12 protein-coding genes and 1 pseudogene are annotated in these 16,999 nt (G+C 70.7%); 3 read left to right on the forward strand and 10 right to left on the reverse strand.

What is annotated here, in order from left to right; all coding sequences use genetic code 11:
• The first annotated feature begins 121 nt into the window (after positions 1 to 121).
• A complete protein-coding gene (locus ACIRD8_RS30045; protein ID WP_403998326.1) occupies positions 122 to 982 on the forward strand; it encodes an LLM class flavin-dependent oxidoreductase in 861 nt (286 codons plus the stop codon).
• 2 nt (positions 983 to 984) lie between these two features.
• Complete coding sequence (locus ACIRD8_RS30050) at positions 985 to 1,536, forward strand: nucleoside deaminase (protein WP_403998329.1); 552 nt, start codon at positions 985 to 987, stop codon at positions 1,534 to 1,536.
• Between the two features lie 71 nt (positions 1,537 to 1,607).
• Here the strand turns inward: ACIRD8_RS30050 and ACIRD8_RS30055 are convergent, their stop codons facing one another.
• From ACIRD8_RS30055 to ACIRD8_RS30095, 9 genes and pseudogenes are all read right to left on the reverse strand, one after another.
• On the reverse strand, positions 1,608 to 2,060 hold the full coding sequence (locus ACIRD8_RS30055) for a cupin domain-containing protein (protein ID WP_403998332.1): 453 nt from the start codon (positions 2,058 to 2,060) through the stop codon (positions 1,608 to 1,610).
• 70 nt (positions 2,061 to 2,130) lie between these two features.
• Positions 2,131 to 3,396 carry an MFS transporter gene (locus ACIRD8_RS30060; protein WP_403998335.1) on the reverse strand — a complete coding sequence of 422 codons (1,266 nt, stop codon included), beginning with the start codon at positions 3,394 to 3,396 and terminating at the stop codon, positions 2,131 to 2,133.
• An 8-nt stretch (positions 3,397 to 3,404) separates the two neighbouring features.
• The gene (locus tag ACIRD8_RS30065) at positions 3,405 to 4,661 is read right to left on the reverse strand and encodes an ATP-grasp domain-containing protein (protein WP_403998338.1); all 1,257 of its coding nucleotides are present in this window, start codon (positions 4,659 to 4,661) and stop codon (positions 3,405 to 3,407) included.
• Positions 4,662 to 4,743: 82 nt separating this feature from the next.
• Complete coding sequence (locus ACIRD8_RS30070) at positions 4,744 to 6,015, reverse strand: ATP-grasp domain-containing protein (protein ID WP_403998341.1); 1,272 nt, start codon at positions 6,013 to 6,015, stop codon at positions 4,744 to 4,746.
• Complete coding sequence (locus tag ACIRD8_RS30075; RefSeq protein ID WP_403998436.1) at positions 6,012 to 7,310, reverse strand: pyridoxal-phosphate dependent enzyme; 1,299 nt, start codon at positions 7,308 to 7,310, stop codon at positions 6,012 to 6,014. The genes ACIRD8_RS30070 and ACIRD8_RS30075 overlap by 4 nt, the downstream gene beginning before the upstream one ends.
• Positions 7,311 to 7,367: 57 nt before the next feature.
• Positions 7,368 to 8,270, reverse strand: a pseudogene (locus ACIRD8_RS30080) (acetyl-CoA carboxylase biotin carboxylase subunit family protein); the annotation flags it as partial.
• A 49-nt stretch (positions 8,271 to 8,319) separates the two neighbouring features.
• Complete coding sequence (gene epsC / locus ACIRD8_RS30085; RefSeq protein WP_403998344.1) at positions 8,320 to 8,928, reverse strand: serine O-acetyltransferase EpsC; 609 nt, start codon at positions 8,926 to 8,928, stop codon at positions 8,320 to 8,322.
• A gap of 59 nt (positions 8,929 to 8,987) precedes the next feature.
• Positions 8,988 to 12,995, reverse strand: a complete 4,008-nt coding sequence (locus ACIRD8_RS30090; protein ID WP_403998347.1) for an amino acid adenylation domain-containing protein — start codon at positions 12,993 to 12,995, stop codon at positions 8,988 to 8,990.
• A gap of 883 nt (positions 12,996 to 13,878) precedes the next feature.
• A complete protein-coding gene (locus ACIRD8_RS30095) occupies positions 13,879 to 14,655 on the reverse strand; it encodes a VOC family protein (protein WP_403998350.1) in 777 nt (258 codons plus the stop codon).
• 242 nt (positions 14,656 to 14,897) lie between these two features.
• Between ACIRD8_RS30095 and ACIRD8_RS30100 the strand changes: the two genes are divergently transcribed.
• Positions 14,898 to 15,725: a sulfurtransferase gene (locus ACIRD8_RS30100; protein ID WP_403998352.1), complete on the forward strand. Its 828-nt coding sequence runs from the start codon at positions 14,898 to 14,900 to the stop codon at positions 15,723 to 15,725.
• 83 nt (positions 15,726 to 15,808) lie between these two features.
• Here ACIRD8_RS30100 and sepH read toward each other — a convergent pair whose 3' ends face one another.
• Positions 15,809 to 16,873 carry a septation protein SepH gene (gene sepH, locus ACIRD8_RS30105; protein WP_403998355.1) on the reverse strand — a complete coding sequence of 355 codons (1,065 nt, stop codon included), beginning with the start codon at positions 16,871 to 16,873 and terminating at the stop codon, positions 15,809 to 15,811.
• Positions 16,874 to 16,999: the final 126 nt, after the last annotated feature.

Raw genomic sequence — 16,999 nt, forward strand, 5'->3', positions numbered from 1 at the left:
CTCGCAAAGCCGCTCCCGCACGCCGTACGGAAAGCCGCCCGTCCAATTTCACCAATTCTGGTCGGCGTGGTCACTCGGCAGTAACTCTGCGCAGACGTACAGGAGTTGTTATTCTTGCACCATGCGGATAGGCGTAAATGTTCCTAACTTCGGCCCCGGAACCACCCCGGACAATCTCGTCCGATGGGCCAAAACGGTGGAGAGTCTCGGCTTTGACCTGTTGATGGTCTCCGACCATGTGGCGATCACACCGGATGTCGCCAAGCAGTATCCCGGCCCGTTCTACGAGCCGTTCACCACGCTTTCCTTCCTGGCCGGTGTCACGACCAGGCTCAAGCTGGGAACCACGGTCCTCATCCTGCCCTACCGGCACCCGTTGCTGACCGCCCGCATGGCGGCCAACCTGCAGCAGCTCTCCGGCGGGCGGCTGATTCTCGGCGTGGGCGTCGGCTGGGCGCGGGAGGAATTCGCGGCACTCGACGTACCTTTCGAAAAACGTGGCGCACTGACCGACGAATATCTTCGGACCCTGCGAACCGCATGGGACGACGAGGACGACTACCGGAGCGGACAGATTCCGATCTGGATCGGCGGCAACAGCGACGCCGCACTGCGCCGGGCCGCACGTCTCGGTATGCCGTGGCATCCGCTGCGTTTCACCATGCCCTGGTTCCTGGAAGCGGTGGAGCGCCTGAAGGTGATCGCTGCCGGGCTCGGGCGGCCGGTACCCGAACTGGTGCCGCGCATCAGGCTCCGGCTCACGGAGAGCCCGGTCGACCATCCGGACCGTCGCGCCGGCGAAGGCACCATCGACCAGATCTTCGACGACATCGAGCAGTTGCGCCTCACCGGTGCGGAAACCGTGCTGCTCGACCCCTACAGCGGTGACCCGGACGAGACGCTCCGGCCCGAGGCGGCATGGCAGGCCCTGGCCACCGTGGCCGCGCAACGGGCGCACCGATTTCCCACAGAGACGGAGTAGCAGTGGCCTCCACCGACCATGACCTTCCCGGGAGCGACGCCGATCGCTCCGCCGCCGTCACCGAGGCCGACCTGCCCTATCTGCGCCGCTGCGTGGAACTGGCGGCAGAAGCGGTGGAGGCCGGTGACTGGCCGTTCGGGTCCGTGCTCGTGGACGCGGACGGCAAGATCCTGGCCGAGGACCGCAACCGTGAGACGACCACCGGAGACCCGACGAAGCACCCGGAGTTCGAACTCGCGCGATGGGCCGCGACCCATCTGAATCCCGAGGAACGGGCCACGGCGACCGTGTACACATCGGGTGAGCACTGCCCGATGTGCGCGGCCGCGCACGGCTGGGTCGGCCTGGGCCGGATCGTCTACGCCAGCACGTCCCAGCAGGCCCGCGACTGGAAGGCGGAGTGGGGCGCGCCCATCACCTCGCCCCTGCGCCCGCTGTCCATCCGGGAGGTCGTCCCCGGACTCGACACGGCCGGACCGGTCCCCGAACTCGCGGCCGAGGTGAAGGCGTTGGCCCTCCGCGCCCGCACGGGGGCCGACGCGTCCGACGGCTGACCACGGCGGAGGCCCGGGCCCGGCAGCGGTTCTCGCTGCCGGGCCCGGGCCGTTCTCCGACGGGGTCGGGATCAGACCATGAACTGGTCGTACTTGGCCATGTGCTCCTGCAGCTCTTCCAGGCTGGGGTTACGCCCGTTCGCCGTGAGCCGCCCGAGACCGCGGAAGTAGTCCTCGCGGTCGTAGATCGGATAGAACATGATCAGCAGGGTCGCCTGCTCCTTGCCGACGTTGGTGAAGCCGTGCGGCTCGCCCTTGGGCACGTAGGCGAACGCGCCCGGCTCACCGACGACCTTGCGGTCGCCGATGGTGAACTGGATCTCGCCCTTCACCACGTAGAACATCTCCGTGGACTTCTTGTGCACATGCGGACTCGCACCGTTGGCCTCAGGGGCCATGTGGTGCTCGAAGAAGCCGAACTCTCCGTCGGAGTCGGGCGTGGTGAGCTTGAGGTACGTCCTCTTCGTGTCCCGGATATCGACGAACTCGCCCTCACCCGACGGGACATACAGCGGAACAGACACTTCTCTCCTCAGTGGTCGAAAACGATGTTGCTGAAACGGACGGCCCGCTCAGGAAGGCGGGCAGGGGCGGTCAGGTGGATTCGGCCAGGCTCGCGTCCGGCTGCGGCCGTTTGGCCGCCTGCGTCTGCGCCCACCGGCCGATGGCCGGTGCCGCGAAACCGGCGGCGGCGAACACCGCGGCCAGGACGACCCATCCGGTGGCTCCGACCGTGACGATCAGGCTGACCACGATCGGTGCCGCGATCTGCTGCACCGCCACGCCGAGCCAGAAGACCGAGAGGTAGACACCCTCCTGGCCCGGGACCGCGAGCAGGTAGGACCCGCCCCACCCGCCGGCGGACTGCCACAGCTCGCCGCCGGTCAGCGCGACCATGGCCAGCAGCAGCACACCGACGGCCAGGACGACCGGCAGCCCCGGTGCCGCGACGAGCAGCAGACAGCAGGCCGCGAGCGAGATGCCGGCGCGTACCAGTGCGCGCGCCGCGCCGGGGATGTCGTCGGTCCCCCGGCTCGCCCGTACCTGCAGAAGGACGGCCAGTACGGTGTTGACGGCCACCAGCGGTGAGATCAGCGCGGCCGAGACATCGGTGTGTCCCACGATCCACAGGGGGATGCCGATGCTGAGCAGGGTCATGTGCATGGTGAGGATGGCGTTGATCCCGGCGAACGAGAGGAACGAGCCGTCCCGCAGCACGCTGACCGAGAAGCGCCGACGGAGCTGCGTGGCCACCGCGTTGAGCAGCGGCAGCCGGGAGGCCAGGGACGCCAGCACGGCGAACGAGGCGGCGTTGAGCAGCAGGATCACGGTGTAGCCGGCCCGGGTGTCGATCAGCAGGCCGATACCGCCGAGCAGCGCTCCGAGGGTGAAGCCGACATTGCGCATCGAGCGCAGGATCGCGACCACCCGGACCCGCTCGGAGGTGGGCACCGCCTGCCCGACCAGGGCCTGTTCCATCGGAGCGGCCGCCTTGTCGACCAGGCCGAGCAGGCACACCACCGTCAGGAACTGCCACAGGTTCTGGACGAGCGGATAGACCACGAAGCAGGCGCACCGCCAGAGGCTCACCCCGACCAGGACCTTCTTAGGGCCGATCCGGTCCGCCAGGATCCCGATCGGAATCGCCGTGGCCAGCGCGATCGCGGCGGACAGGCCCAGGCCGAAGCCGAGGTTGCGCTCCGACAGGTGGACCGATCTGGTGATGAAGGGCACGGAGACGGCGAGGAAGGCACCGGTGCCCACCGCGTCGATCATCGCGATCACGGCCAGCTGTATGCCGACCGGGCCCCCAGGCATGGATCCGCGCCAACCGCGGATGCGCTGCCAGCGTTCAGACATGTTCGTCCTCAATCGGTTGCTATGCGGATGGCTGCTTCGGCGTCCAGGACGCGCCGCAGCGTGGTGTCCGCGTCCGGTCCGGTCGCGATGGCGTGCCCGGCACGGTCCCAGGAGGAGGCCCAGGGGCCGGTCTCCTGGCCCACCGCGACATCCACCTCCACGGCCCGGATGCCGGGCAGTTCCCTCGCCGTGTCCTCGCCGGCGACCTCGGTCACGGTCCCCGGCCCGGCTGCCAGGAACCGGATCGCCGAGGTCCGCTCCGCGGTCCGCGGCAGCGTGACCGGGCGGCCGGCCAGCAGGTCGATGAGGGTCAGCCTGATGGTGGTGTCGTAGGCGAGGTCGACCAGATCGATCAGGTAGTCACCGGGGCAGCGGCCGGCACACTCGACGAGCGTCGGACCGGACTCCGTCAGGATCCACTCGGCGTGCAGGATGCCGGTCCGGAAGCCGAGCGCGGCGACCAGTGCCCGGAGGGCCGTCCCGAACGCGGCCTGTGTGTCCTCGTCGAGCGGAGCGGGCAGCAGATGGCCGAGTTCGACCGGGTACGGCCCGGGGATCACCGTCTTGGCAGTGATGTTCTCGAAGACGATCTCGCCCTCCCGGACCAGCGCCTCGATGCTGTACTCGGCACCTTCCAGGCGCTCCTCGGCCAGGAACCGCCAGTTCAGCGGCCTGTCGGGCACCTGCTCGTACTCGGCGGCCGACGAGGTCCGCTCCCAGGCCTGTGCCGCAGTGGTGGCGTCCACGGAGTCCAGCAGCTGTACGCCGACACTCGCCTGCCGGTTCGCCGGTTTGACCACCACCGGGCCCCCGCCGGCGAAATCGAGGATGTCCTCCGGCCCGTGCACCTCCCGCCAGCGTGGATTGCGCACACCGCCCGCACCGGCGACCTCGCGCAACCGGACCTTGTCCCGGAGGGCCTGCGCGGCCGTCTCCGTCGCGCCCGGCAGCCCCAGCTTCTCGGCCAGTGCGGCCGCCGCGGGCACCGCGTACTCCAGCCCCGGGACGACGGCGGCCACCGGCCGCGCCGCCGACAGCTCGGCCGCCAGATCGAGGGCCTCGGCCGACTGCTGGTAGCTCGCCGGGACGATCCGGTCCAGGCAGTCGAAGGCCGCCGGTGCGTCCCGCAGTTCCCGCTTGCGGATGATGTCGGGTTCCTCGATCACCACGACGGACCCGCTGGGGACCCTCCCGTCGATCGCACGCAGGTAGGCCGCGTTGTAACCGACGAACAACACCTGGGCGTCCGTGTCGCGGACGGTCATGGTGACCTCCTGGTTGAGGGGACGGAGTACTGCATGGGACTGCCTTTCTCCATGGGGGGTGGGACCTCGTGCGCGACGCGGTTTATGCGGGTGCTCCGAGCACCTCGCTCCGGCCGGTGGCCCGCTCGGGCACTCCGTCGATGACGACCTCGATGGAGGCCAGCACCTCGGCGCAGCGGGCCCGCGCCTCCTCGGGAGAGGCGCCGGAGACGATGACGTGCCCGTGGCGGCTCTTGGAGTCGGTGACCGCCGGCACGGTGTCCCCGGGGCTCAGCCGGATGGTCAGCTCGTCGACGTTGCCCAGCTGTGCGGCTGCTTCGAGACCCCGTACGTCGTCGACGTGGCCGGGCGGAAAGGTGAAGAACCGCACGATCGCCGTCGCCGTCGGTGCGGACGGTCCGGGCGCGGTACCGGCCAGGCCGGCGAAGATCGCCTGTTCCATGTCCAGGCCGGTGGCCAACTGGACGAGCCTCGGTATGCGGTCCCCGCCGAGCCGTGCCTGCGACTCGACGATGCGCGGGCCCTTCTCCGTCCAGATGACCTCGGTGTGGGCGGGGCCGAAGCGGTAACCGCAGGCCGTGAGGAACTCCGCCGTCAACTCCTCGACGGCCCGCTCACGGTCCTCGGGCAGCGGCGCCGGATGGACGTGCCCCACCTCCACGAACAGCGGCGGCGGCCCCAGCAGCTTCTCGGTGATGCCGACGACCTGGTGACCGCCGTCCACGCTCAGCGTCTCCACGCTGTACTCCGGACCGCGCAGATACTCCTCGACCAGGAACGGCCCGTGGTAGGCGTACTGGTCGACCAGCTCGGTCCAGGGCAGCAGGTCCGCCGGTTCCTGCCACAGGAACACGCCCCGGCTGCCCGCGAGCGCGGCCGGTTTGACCACGGCGGGCCACCCGATCCGCCGGACCGCGTCGGGCACCCCCTCCCGGGTCGCCACCGCGGCGAAGGACACCGGTGACAGGCCGCGTTCCGCGAGCAGCTCCCGCATCGCATGCTTGTCCGAGAGGTAGCGGATCGCCGCGGCCGGATTGACCTCGGCGCCCAGCTCCTCGGCCACCTCGTAGCTGCTGACCATCGTCTCTTCGCGGCCGATGTGGTAGATCACCGGGACGCCGTGCTCCCGCGCCACGTCGCGGATGGTGCCGCGCAGCAGCTCCTCGTCCCCGAAGTCGGTCAGGACGAACAGGTCCGCCAGTCCGCGTACGTCGTCGAGGTACTCCGGCGACTCCAGCCGGGGGTCCCAGATCGCGCCGACCCAGAACCCCTCCTCCTGCGCCTTCCTGACGAACTGGCGGTACGGCATGACCATCAGCAGGCGCGGCCGGCCGTCGGCGGGGGCGGCGGTCACCGGGCACCCACGCCGACGCCTGCCCCGGCCGCCACCGGCTCGGCCGCGCGGCTCAGCAGGCTCAGGTACCGCTCCCCGGTGTCGGGCAGCAGGGTGACGACGCGCTTGCCCCGGTACTCCGGGCGGCCGGCCACGACACCGGAGGCGTACGCGACCGCGCCGGCCGAGACCCCGACCAGGAGGCCCGCGTGCAGCGCGAGGCGGCGCGTGGTCTCCAGCGCGTCGGTGTCGGAGACCGCGATGACCTCGTCGATGAGCGCCTGGTCCGTGGTCGGCGCGATGAAGCCGCCGTTGAACCCCGGGATGCAGTGCGTGCCGGGCTCCCCGCCGGACAGGAGCGGCGACCCCGCGGGCTCCACCGCCACGATGCGGACCGAGGGGTTCTTCTCGCGGAGGTACCGGCCCGCACCGCTCAACGTGCCGCCCGTACCGACCCCGCAGACGAACACGTCGACGCGGCCCTCGGTGTCGGACCAGATCTCCGGCCCGGTCGACCCGTAGTGGGCCCGCGCGTTGTCGGGGTTGTCGTGCTGGCGGCAGAACCACGACCCGGGGGTCTCCAGGTGGATCTCCTCGGCCCGGTCGACCGCCGCCTGGTACCCGCCCGTGTGCGGGGTCGCCACCACCTCGGCACCGAGCGACTTCAGGATGGCCACCCGCTCCTGCGTCGCGTTGTCCGGCAGCACGATCACGCAGCGGTAGCCACGGGCCGCCGCCAGCGCCGCCAACGAGATCCCCGTGTTGCCCGACGTCGCCTCGATGACGGTGCCGCCGACCGGGCCGAGCAGACCCTGTTCCTCGGCGCCGCGCAGCATCGAGAGCGCGGCCCGGTCCTTGCTGCTGGACCACGGGTTGAACAGCTCCAGCTTCGCCAGGACGGTGGCGTCACCCGGCGTGCCGTCCACGATCCGGTCCACCGGAAGCCGCAGCAGCGGGGTACCGCCGATCAGCTCGACGAGCGAGTCCGCGACCGGACGGCGGTCGACCGGCTCGGTCCTGATGCTGATCTCCTTGGCGGCGGCCTCTGCGGTACGCGCCGCGAGCTGAGCGGTCTCGGCCACCACGAGCACATGACCGGCCCGGTCCCCGTTGCGGCGGAGCTCCCGTATCTCGTCGCCGGGCTTCGGCTTGAGGACGACCTCCTCCACGCCGGGCAGTGCGGCGGCCCGTTCCTGACCGCTGATCGACACCACCCGGCCCGGCAGCGCCGTGAGATAGCGGATGGAGGTGCCGCCGACCGGCTGCTCCGGCAGGACCCGGGCCGGCAGCGGCCGGCCGAGGTACTGACGGGCCACCAGCTCCAGGGAGCGGATGCCGAGAGCGCGGTCGACCAGGTAGGTGATCTTCCCGCCGGCGGGCCGCGGGTTGATCTCGATGAGCTTGGGTCCTGACGCGGTCACCTTGATCTCTACATGGGCCATGCCCAGGTCGAACCCGACCGCGCGCAGCGCGTCCACGGCCAGTTCGCCGCAGGCGGTCACGACCGGACCGGGCAGGCTGGACGGGAAGGTGTGGCCCAGCTCCACGAAGTAGCCCAGGCCGCCGACCGACTTGTCGGTCACCCCGAACACCTCGTACCGGTCACCTTCGGCCAGCACCTCCACGCTGACCTCGGGACCGCTCACATACTCCTCGACCATCAGCTCGTGGTAGCGGCTCTGGCCACGGGTGTTCTCCACCCTGGACCGGATCAGCCGGACGTGCTCCGCGGCCTGAGCCGGGGTCTCCACCAGCCGGACGTCGGCGCTGCTGGTCTCGTCCGCGGGCTTCACGACGCAGGGCAGCCCGATCGCGGCCGCCGCCGACTCCGCCTCCTCGGGGGTCCGTACCGTACGGAACGCGGGCATCGGCACCCCCAGTTCGGCGCAGCGCCGGCGCATCAGCGCCTTGTTCCGGGCCACGGCCACCCCGTCCACGCTGACCGTGGGGAGCCCGAGCAACACCGCCACCTCGGCCGCCACGACCACGTCGTACTCGGCCAGGGTCAGGAAGGCGTCGAAGGGGTGCTCGGCTCCGGCCGCGTGCACGTGCGGCAGGAGCTCCTCGAGGACGTTCGTCTCGCAGTGGACGATCTCGTCGACGTAGTCGTCGAAGTAGGCCGGACCGCCCGGCACTTCCAGGTACCGGTCCAGGTCGCGGGTGAAGAAGGTGACGCGGCAGTCGAGTTCCTTGATGATCTGCAGGCCCTCGAAGCCGGAACCGGAGAGGTTGCTCTCCAGGACACCGACATGAATCACGTATGCCTCCGATGGCATGCCGACACACGGTCGGGTGGGGACGGGACGGACGGGGACGGGCGGGGCCTCACCAGCACCCGGAGGTGGCCAGGGCGCGCAGCAGCCGGGCGGCGTCCTCGCGTTCCTCGGCCGACGGCCGCCGCACGATCTCGGCCGCGGGAGCCACGACACGGGCACCGGGTGGCACATCGGTCAGTACGAGCGAACCCGCCCCGACCAGCGCGTCGTCGCCGACGGTGACCGGGCCGAGCACGATCGCGTTGGTGCCGATCACCACCCGGTCACCGACGACCGGGTGCCGGCGCGCACCGGGCTCGCGCCGGCCGTCCCGCCACCAGCCGACCGCGCCGAGCGTGACCTGATGGAAGATCGTCACGTCGTCGCCGACCCGCGCGGTCTCCCCGATCACCACGGCGGCCCCGTGGTCGATGAACACGCGCCGGCCGAGGCTCGCGGCCGGATGGATCTCGATGCCACCGGTCACGGAGCGTGCCACGTAGGCCAGGAACCGCGCGGTGTGACGGTGCCCGCGGGTGTGCAGGACATGAGCCACCCGGTGGGCCCACAGCGCGGGCAGCGCGGGATGCAGCAGTGCCTCCGCGCGGGAGCGCATCGACGGGTCTCGCGCCACGATCACGGCGAGGTCCTCCTTCGCCCTGGCGATCGTCCTGCGCATGCGGTCCTCCGTTGGTCATGGCCTGGTTCCCGGCGGCCCGTCGAATGCGGGCGGCGGGCTCAGTAGTTCGGGACCTTGATCAGGTTGCCGGTGCCGCCGGCTATCTCCGGCACGTACACCCGCTCGTTCCAGGCGTCCTGGGCCACCGGTTCGAGGGCGATCGACACCGTGCCCCCGTCGACCGAGAAGGCGGTCTGGACGGCGCTGGTGATCGCCTCGACCAGGGCGGACACCTGGTGCGCTTCGAGGTCGCCCGGGAAGTGTTTTATGTTGACGTGGGGCACTCCGATGGCCTTTCTGGTGAGCCGTGCGGACTGAACGGCGGTGACGAGTTCGTCCACCCCGCCGGTGCGGAGCAGGCCGTAGTGGTCGGCCTCGAGCTGACTGATCCTGGGAGGCGCGCTCGAAGGCACATGGCCGGAGTCGATGAAGGAGCCCTGGTCCCCCTCGGCCCTGAACACCGTGACCGGAGCGGCGATGCTGCGCTCGGCCAGCTCGTGCGGGGCGTACTCGAAGAGGAACGTCCGCCTCACCACGCCGACGATCCTGCGCACCAGATCGTGTTCCAGATGCTCGAACCGGTCGCAGACGAACGCGATGAACGAGTCCTCGTCGTGCGTGGCGGCCAGGCACTCGTCGACCGCCGGCTGTTCGAGCTTTCCGGCGAACACCGAGTACAGGATCGAGACGAAGGTGGTGTCGGCGAAGCTGACCGCCGCGCCGGCGGAGACCTCCCCGCGGACCTCCACCGGTGGCTTGCCCGGGGCGATGAGGATCACCTCCTCGACCTGCTGACCCTGGCGCTCCAGCTGGTACGCCACCTCGAACGCGACCCGGGCCCCGAAGGAGTAGCCCCACAGCACGTACGGGCCGACAGGCTGGATCCGTCTGATGAGTTCGATGTCCCTGGCGACCATTTCGTCGAACGTCGGGTACGGCGTCTCGCCCGCGTTGATGCCGTAGGACTGGACACCGAGGAAAGGGCGCTCCAGGTCCAGCCGGCCGGCCAGCAGCCGCAGGCTCATCGGGTAGCCGCCCAGCCCCGGCCAGCAGAAGACCGGCCGACGGCCGTCCCCGCCACGCAGCCGCACGGCCCGGGACAACGCGGTCGCCGGTTCCCGGTCGATGCGTCTGGCCAGCTCCGCGATGGTCGGTGAGTCGAACAGGACCTGGAGCGGCAGGGAGCTGCCCAGCTCCCGGTTGATCCGGCCCACCAGGTTGACGGCGGTCAGCGAATGGCCGCCGGCGGCGAAGAAGTTGTCCCGGATCGAGACCCTCTCCTGCCGCAGCACCTGCTGCCACAGCGCGGCGACGGCCTCCTCGGTGGGCGTACGCGGAGGTACGACCGGAGCATCGGTGCCGCGCATGGCGTCCTCGTCGAGGGCGCGCAGCGCCTGGTGGTCGATCTTGCCGTTGGCGGTGAGCGGGAAGGAGTCCAGCACGGTGACCCGGTTGGGCACCATGTACGGAGGCAGGGAGGCGGAGAGGTTGTCCCTGACGATCTCGGCCGGCCCCCGCGTGTGGACGGAGTCCTCCTTCATCCCCTCGCTGAGCCGCTGCTCCGCACTGACACGGCCGCCGAGGGCGAAGTAGGAGGCCCGGTCCGGTCCGAGGCCGGCGACGGCCGCGATGCGCCGGGCCGAGGGCAGGTCGTTACCGGTCTCCGAGCTGTAACCGGAGGACATCAGGCCCACCCCGATGTCGTTCATCTGGAGGCGCTGCAGCTCCCGGCCGAGGTCGACGTAGCGCTGCCACGGTGCGGCGGCGCCGCCGACCAGGGTGATGCCGAAACTCGCGCGCTCGTAGACCTCCTGGTTGATGGCGATGACGTGCTGCTTCAGGACCAGCTCGTCCGATACGCGCACCAGGCCGGCGCCGTCGTACCGGTACTGGCCGCCGGGCAGATCCGCGATCCGGCCCGGATGGGCCTGCACGTACACGTCCACCGGGCTGGGGACGGCCGGGGCGGAGGACGGCTCCACCTCGTAGGTGGCGAGGTAGTAGTCCTCGTCGGGGCACCGCAGGAGCCCCTTGACCTCGGGCACCCCCTCGCGGACGTTGATCCGCAGACCGTGCTCGGGCAGCAGCCTGTCGAACAGGCCGATCATGTGGCCGGCTTCGAACTGGAGGACTTCCCGGATGTTGTTGCGGTAGACCGGCTCGATGGCCGACCGGCGCCCGACGAGGTGGACCCGCAGCCTCGGTGTGCCGACGGCGGCGGGGCTGATCAGCGAGAGCTGATGGCTGACCGGGTTGTAGTAGTAGTGGCCGGGTTCGAGGTCGGCGACGCCGGACAGCTCCAGGTAGAGCTGGGTGGCGTACAGCGCCCCGGGGGAGGCGTACGCGTACTTGGGCAGCAGCCGTTCGGCGCTGGTGAACTGACCGAAGGACCGCAGCAGGGCGCCGAGTTCGGACCGGGTCAGGGTGTCCGGGGTGCGGGGCGCCGCGGGTGTCTCCGTCCGGGGGGCGAGCAGGCCCAGGATGTCGTCCCCGGTGACCTCGCCGCCTTCGAAGAAGCGGTAGGTCTTACGGGCGAACGCCGTGCGCCGCTGCTGGACCGTGGGAACACGCCCGGGCAGATCGATGACCTGTGGCGTCTCCTCCTGACGTACGCCCAGATCGGCGAGCTGGGCGCGGAGTTGGAGCTTGCTCTTCTTCGACTGGTGGTGGGCGCCGTGGTTGCCCTGGTCCATGAGGGCGGCGCGCTCGGCGTCGAGCTCGACGAACGAGATGAGGTTGGCACCGAGCCTCGGGTCGTCCCGGACCAGGACGGCGGCGCGCCGCACCCAGTCGTGCTTCTCGATGGCCACCTTGATCTCGTCCAGCTCCACCCGGAAGCCGCGCAGCTTGACCTGGCTGTCGGTGCGGCCGAGGAACTGGACGGTGCCGTCGTCGTTCCACCGGGCCAGGTCACCGGTGCGGTAGAGGCGGTCGGACAGCGGATCCGTGGAGAACGGGTTGGTGAGGAACCGTTCGGCGGTCAGGGCGGGGCGGTTCAGATACCCGCGGGCGAGCTGAGGGCCCGAGATGTACAGCTCACCCGATTCGCCGTGCGCGACGGGCTGCCGGGCGGCGTCGAGGATGTGGAAGCTCAGGTCCCGCACGGGCCGGCCGATGGAGAGGTGATCGGGACCGTGCTGGACGGTGCTCCGGTCGACGGTGTGGGACGACGCGTTGATCGTGCATTCGCTCGGGCCGTACAGGTTGATCAGCGCGCAATCGGGTAACGCGTCGAGCAGCTCGACCGCCAGGCTCTTGGTGAGTGCCTCGCCACCGCTGAAGACATGGGTGAGCGAGGTGCAGAGGGGCAGCCGGCCGGTGTCGACGAGCGCCTGCAGCAGGGTCGGCACTCCCTGGAGGGTGGTGACTTCGTTCGCCACGATCAGGTCGATGAGCCCGCCGGGATCGGCGTACACCCCCGGTTCGCTCATCACCACGCTGCTGCCGCAGGCAGGCGCGAGGATCTCCCACTGCGCCGCGTCGAAACTCATCGGCGTCTTCTGCAGCACGGTCCGGCGCCGGTCCAGCCCCTGCTCGTCGGCCAGCCACCGCAGCTGACTGACGATGCTGTGGTGCTCGATGCCGATGCCCTTCGGGTTGCCCGTGCTCCCGGAGGTGTAGATGACGTACGCGAGATCGTTCCCCTGCGCGGAGGGACGGGCCGGGGAGGCGGTCGCGGGCGTGTCCTGCGTGACCGGCCCGGCCTCGCGGCCGGCCCGCATGCGGCTGAAGGTGACGATCTCCGTGCCGGGTGGCGTCATCGTGGCCAGCCGGGCCGCCAGGGACTCGTCCGCCAGGATGACCTCGGTCCGCGAGTCCGCGATCATGTACCGCACGCGCTCGTCCGGATACTCCGGCGACAGCGGCAGGTACGCGGCGCCCGCGTGCAGGACGCCCCACACGCTCGCCACGAGATCGACGGACGGCTCCATGAACACGCCCACCAACCCGTCGGCCGCCACACCGAATCGGCGCAGGCGCTCCGCCACGTCCTCGCTGCGCTCGCCGAGTTGCTGAAAGGTCAGCCGCTCCGTGCCGCAGGTGACGGCGGTCCGGTCGGGCTGCATGCTTATGGACGCGCGTAGCATGCCCGACAGTGACAATTCCTCGGGTCCCTTTAGTTTCTCCATCATCCTTCGAACCTAGAATTCGTCATTGTGGAGCGCATTGCCGGTGAGAGGCATGCCGACATGACTGATGTCAAAGGCAGCAACAATGATCGACCACCTGTTGTCGCGTAACAAACCCTGGGGAAATCATGAAAAGGGGACCGGGGCCCGGGGCGGGGCTTCTTCCGGAGGGAAGCGGTCACGTTCGCGCAGTGCGTGGATGAACGGTCGCAAAACTGAAGGGAGTTCTTGCCGACCGTACCGGTTCTGCCGGCGCTCAGGCCGTCCCGGTACATCGCCGACACGGGTTCTGCGGTCGCGTGAAAAGTCCTGCGAGCATCCCTTTCACGCCTCCCCCCATATCGGTAAGCCTTCCACCCTCCAGGTGGAGGACGGGGCGCACGCCGGAACAAGACAAATTCTCTTCGGCGGGCAGCCAGAACGTACACGATGGACATGACCGGCGTCCGGCGCGATGACAGCCGGGCCCGCCCCTTTTGGGCGACTTGACGCCGAACCGCTTCCGGTGCGGACCAGGGGACCGAGCGTTACGTGATGCAAACAGAGAAGCGTTGTTCCGGATGGTTACCGTCGGTGCGGCGCGTGCTTTCCGGGCGCGTCACCTGCGGGGGGATTCGGCTGCCGCAGGTGTCGGAGCAGCGGATACGCGCGGGCCGCCGACACGCGCTCCGGTCGCACAACTCCCGTAGACGCGAACGCTTGTAGCCATCTTCTGTAGTGAACATCCCCCCACGGCGGCGTGCGCCGACGGCCGGCCGGGGGGATCAGGGCGTTCGGAAATCGTTCACAGAGCTGCAACGGACGGGACAAAAGCCCGACGTCAGCTGCCGGGCGGCCGCACGATCGTGAACACCGCGCCCTCCGGGTCGGCCACCGTGGCCAGCCTGCCGCTGGTGGCCTCCGTCGGCGGCTGCAGCACATGCCCGCCGAGCTCCACGACGCGCGCCGCCGCCTGATCGGTGTCGGCGACCTGGAAGTACGTCATCCAGTGGGGACCCCGGTCGCGGGGCAGGGCGTGCCCCACGCCGTGCAGGGCGGCCACCGGGCGGCCCTGGATGTGCAGGGTCTGGTAGTCGAAGTCGGCCGAGACGACCGCCTCGGTCTCGAATCCGAACACGGCCTGGTAGAACTTGGCGACCGACGCGGTTTCCCGGGTCACCAGCTCGTTCCACACGGGGGTGCCGGGTGTTCCCGCGAGCGCGGTACCGAGGTGCTCGGCGGCCTGCCAGACCCCGAAGACCGCACCGCTCGGGTCGGACGCGAGCAGGAGGCGGCCGGCGTTCCCGGCGTCGAGGGGGCCCACGGCCACCGTCCCGCCGCAGGAGCGGACCGACTCCGCCGTGGCGTCCGCGTCCTCCGTCGCGAGGTAGGTCGTCCAGGCGATGGGGAGGTGCCGGCCGGGCGGCAGCTGTCCGATGCCGGCGACCTCCTTGCCGCACAGCAGCGCTCGGACGTACGGACCCAGCTGTTCGGGCCCGGGCAGGAACTCCCAGCCGAACAGCCGGCTGTAGAACTCCTGGGTCGCGGTCAGGTCGTGCACGATCAGACTCACCCAGCACGGCGCTCCAGGCGTCCGCCGGGTGGCAGCCTCGGTCATCTTCTTCTCTCTCCTCGCACCATCGGGGTGGCCGTACGGGGGGACGGAGCCTGCACGGTGCCCAGCGGTACGGATACGGGTGCGTACGCTCCGTGCAGATGCTCGCACCACTGAGCCTCCGAGGCACCCCGGCCGCGCCGCGTTTTCCGGCTTCCCCTCAGGCCGAAGTCCGTTTTGGTGTGGTACATCCAATTCGGTGCTACGTCACCGAGGACGGCCGCCCCTGCGCGAAGATGGCACTCATGAAGCCCATCATCACCGCATCCGAATATTTGAGCGAGTCGACGGGGCCGCGCCCGCCGGTACTCCTGGACATCCGCTGGCAGCTCGGCGGGCCGAACGGCCGCGCCGACTACGAGGCCGGTCACCTTCCGGGGGCGGTGTACGTCGACCTCGACTCCGAGCTCGCGGGGCCGGCGGGCAGCGGCGGCCGTCACCCCCTGCCGGCCCCGGAGGCCTTCGGGGCCGTCATGCGACGGGCGGGGGTCGGCCAGGACACCCCGGTCGTGGTCCACGACGGCGGTCAGAGCTGGGCCGCCGCCCGCGCGTGGTGGCTGCTGCGGTGGACCGGGCACACCGACGTCCGGGTGCTGGACGGCGGTCTCGCCGCCTGGACCGGTGAGCTCACCACCGAGATCCCGGAGCCCGCTGAGGGCGATTTCCGGCCCAGGCCTGGAGCGCTCGTCCTCCTCGACGCGGACGCGGCCGCGAAGCTGGCCCGCTCGGGTCTGCTGCTCGACGCGCGGGCCGGTGAACGCTACCGGGGAGAGGTGGAGCCCATCGACCGCGTCGCCGGCCACATCCCCGGGGCGGTGTCCGCCCCGACCACGCAGAACGTCGGTGAGGACGGGCGCTTCCTGCCCGCCGACGCGCTCACCTCGCGGTTCGCCGCACTGGGGGCCGACGGCGACACCCAGGTCGGCGTCTACTGCGGCTCCGGCGTCTCGGCCGCCCATGAGGTACTGGCGCTGGAGCTCGCCGGACACCGGGCCGCCCTGTACGCCGGGTCCTGGTCGGAGTGGTCCTCGGACGAGTCCCGTCCCGTCGCCACGGGGCCGGACCCCCTCTGACGCGCCCGGCCTCCGGACGGAGCGAGGGCCCGTGCGCGGCTGCGTACGGGCCCTCCTCATGCCGCGGACACCCTGTCCGGACCTCAGTCCTGCTTCTTCCGGCGTGTGCCGAAGACGATCTCGTCCCAGCTCGGCACCGCCGCCCGGCGGCCCGGGCGTACGCCGTCCGCCTCGGCCTGGCGGTCCGTCGTCCCGGTCAGCCGGTCGCGGTGGCCGGCCACCGCGCGGGGCATCAGCACATCGGCGTAGGCGGAACCCGCGCCGGCGGACGCCGCCGCGGCCGGGGGCTCGTCGGCCTCGGGCTCCTGCTGCGGTGCGGGCTCGAGCGCGGGCGGCTCGGGCTGCGAGGGCCGCTCCGGGACGACCATGTCGCCACGGAAGCTCGGCACCGCCTCCAGGAGGCTGGTCAGTGAATCACGCTCGCTCGCGGACACACCGCTGACGCGCTCCTCCGGCTCCGGCGCGGGGGGAGCAGGACGCTCGATCTGCCGGTCCAGCGCGCGGTCCAGCGGACGGTCCCGCGGGAGTCGTGCGATCCGGGGCACGAACGGGAAGCTCGGCTCCGGCGCCGCGACGTCGTCGGTCTCGCCGATCAGCGAGCGCGCCTCCTCGTCCACGGCCTGGACGAGCCGCCGCGGCGGGTCGTACGTCCAGCTCGCGGAGTGCGGTTCGCCCGCGACGCGGTAGACCAGGAGGACCTCCCAGGTGCCGTCGTCCCGGCGCCAGGAGTCCCACTGGACGGTCTCCCGGTCGGCCCCGCGCAGCAGCAGCCGCTCCTGCACCGCCTCGCCGAGCTGGGGTCCGGTGTTCTCGCCGGGACGGCGCACAGGAGTCTTCCGGGCGCGCTCGGCCATGAACGCGCGCTCCGCGAGCACGGGGCCCTCGAAGCGGCGCACCCGGTCCACCGGGATGCCGGCGAACTGGGCGACCTCCTCGGCGGAGGCGCCGGCGCGTATGCGCGCCTGGATGTCGCGCGGGCGGAGATGGCTCTCCACCTCGATCTCGATCTGGCCGAGCCGGGCGCGGTCATTGCGCACGGCGGCACGCAGCCGCTCATCGATCGGAAGCGTGTACTCCGTGCTGTCCGCAGCCTTGAGCACCAGTCGTGTGCCGTCGTTTGAGACGGCCACGACACGCAGTTCGGGCATGGGAACCTCCCGGGTGGTGCCTGCCGACGTCACGTGCGTCGCTGCTTCCGCTAGTCGAGTGTGACCTGCCCGGGTTCAGCCTGCCACAACCTTGCCAAGTTACCCGGCGTGTCGGGCCTTGGCCCT

The organism is Streptomyces sp. NPDC102451, assembly GCF_044765485.1.
Classification (GTDB): Bacteria; Actinomycetota; Actinomycetes; order Streptomycetales; family Streptomycetaceae; genus Streptomyces.

Bases quoted from the DNA above. Each gene is read 5' to 3' on its own strand.
- ACIRD8_RS30045 (WP_403998326.1), top strand. From the start codon at position 122: ATGCGGATAGGCGTAAATGTTCCTAACTTCGGCCCCGGAACCACCCCG.
- ACIRD8_RS30060 (WP_403998335.1), bottom strand. From the start codon at position 3,396: ATGTCTGAACGCTGGCAGCGCATCCGCGGTTGGCGCGGATCCATGCCT.
- ACIRD8_RS30065 (WP_403998338.1), bottom strand. From the start codon at position 4,661: ATGACCGTCCGCGACACGGACGCCCAGGTGTTGTTCGTCGGTTACAAC.
- epsC (WP_403998344.1), bottom strand. From the start codon at position 8,928: ATGCGCAGGACGATCGCCAGGGCGAAGGAGGACCTCGCCGTGATCGTG.
- ACIRD8_RS30090 (WP_403998347.1), bottom strand. From the start codon at position 12,995: ATGCAGCCCGACCGGACCGCCGTCACCTGCGGCACGGAGCGGCTGACC.
- ACIRD8_RS30095 (WP_403998350.1), bottom strand. From the start codon at position 14,655: ATGACCGAGGCTGCCACCCGGCGGACGCCTGGAGCGCCGTGCTGGGTG.
- ACIRD8_RS30100 (WP_403998352.1), top strand. From the start codon at position 14,898: ATGAAGCCCATCATCACCGCATCCGAATATTTGAGCGAGTCGACGGGG.
- sepH (WP_403998355.1), bottom strand. From the start codon at position 16,873: ATGCCCGAACTGCGTGTCGTGGCCGTCTCAAACGACGGCACACGACTG.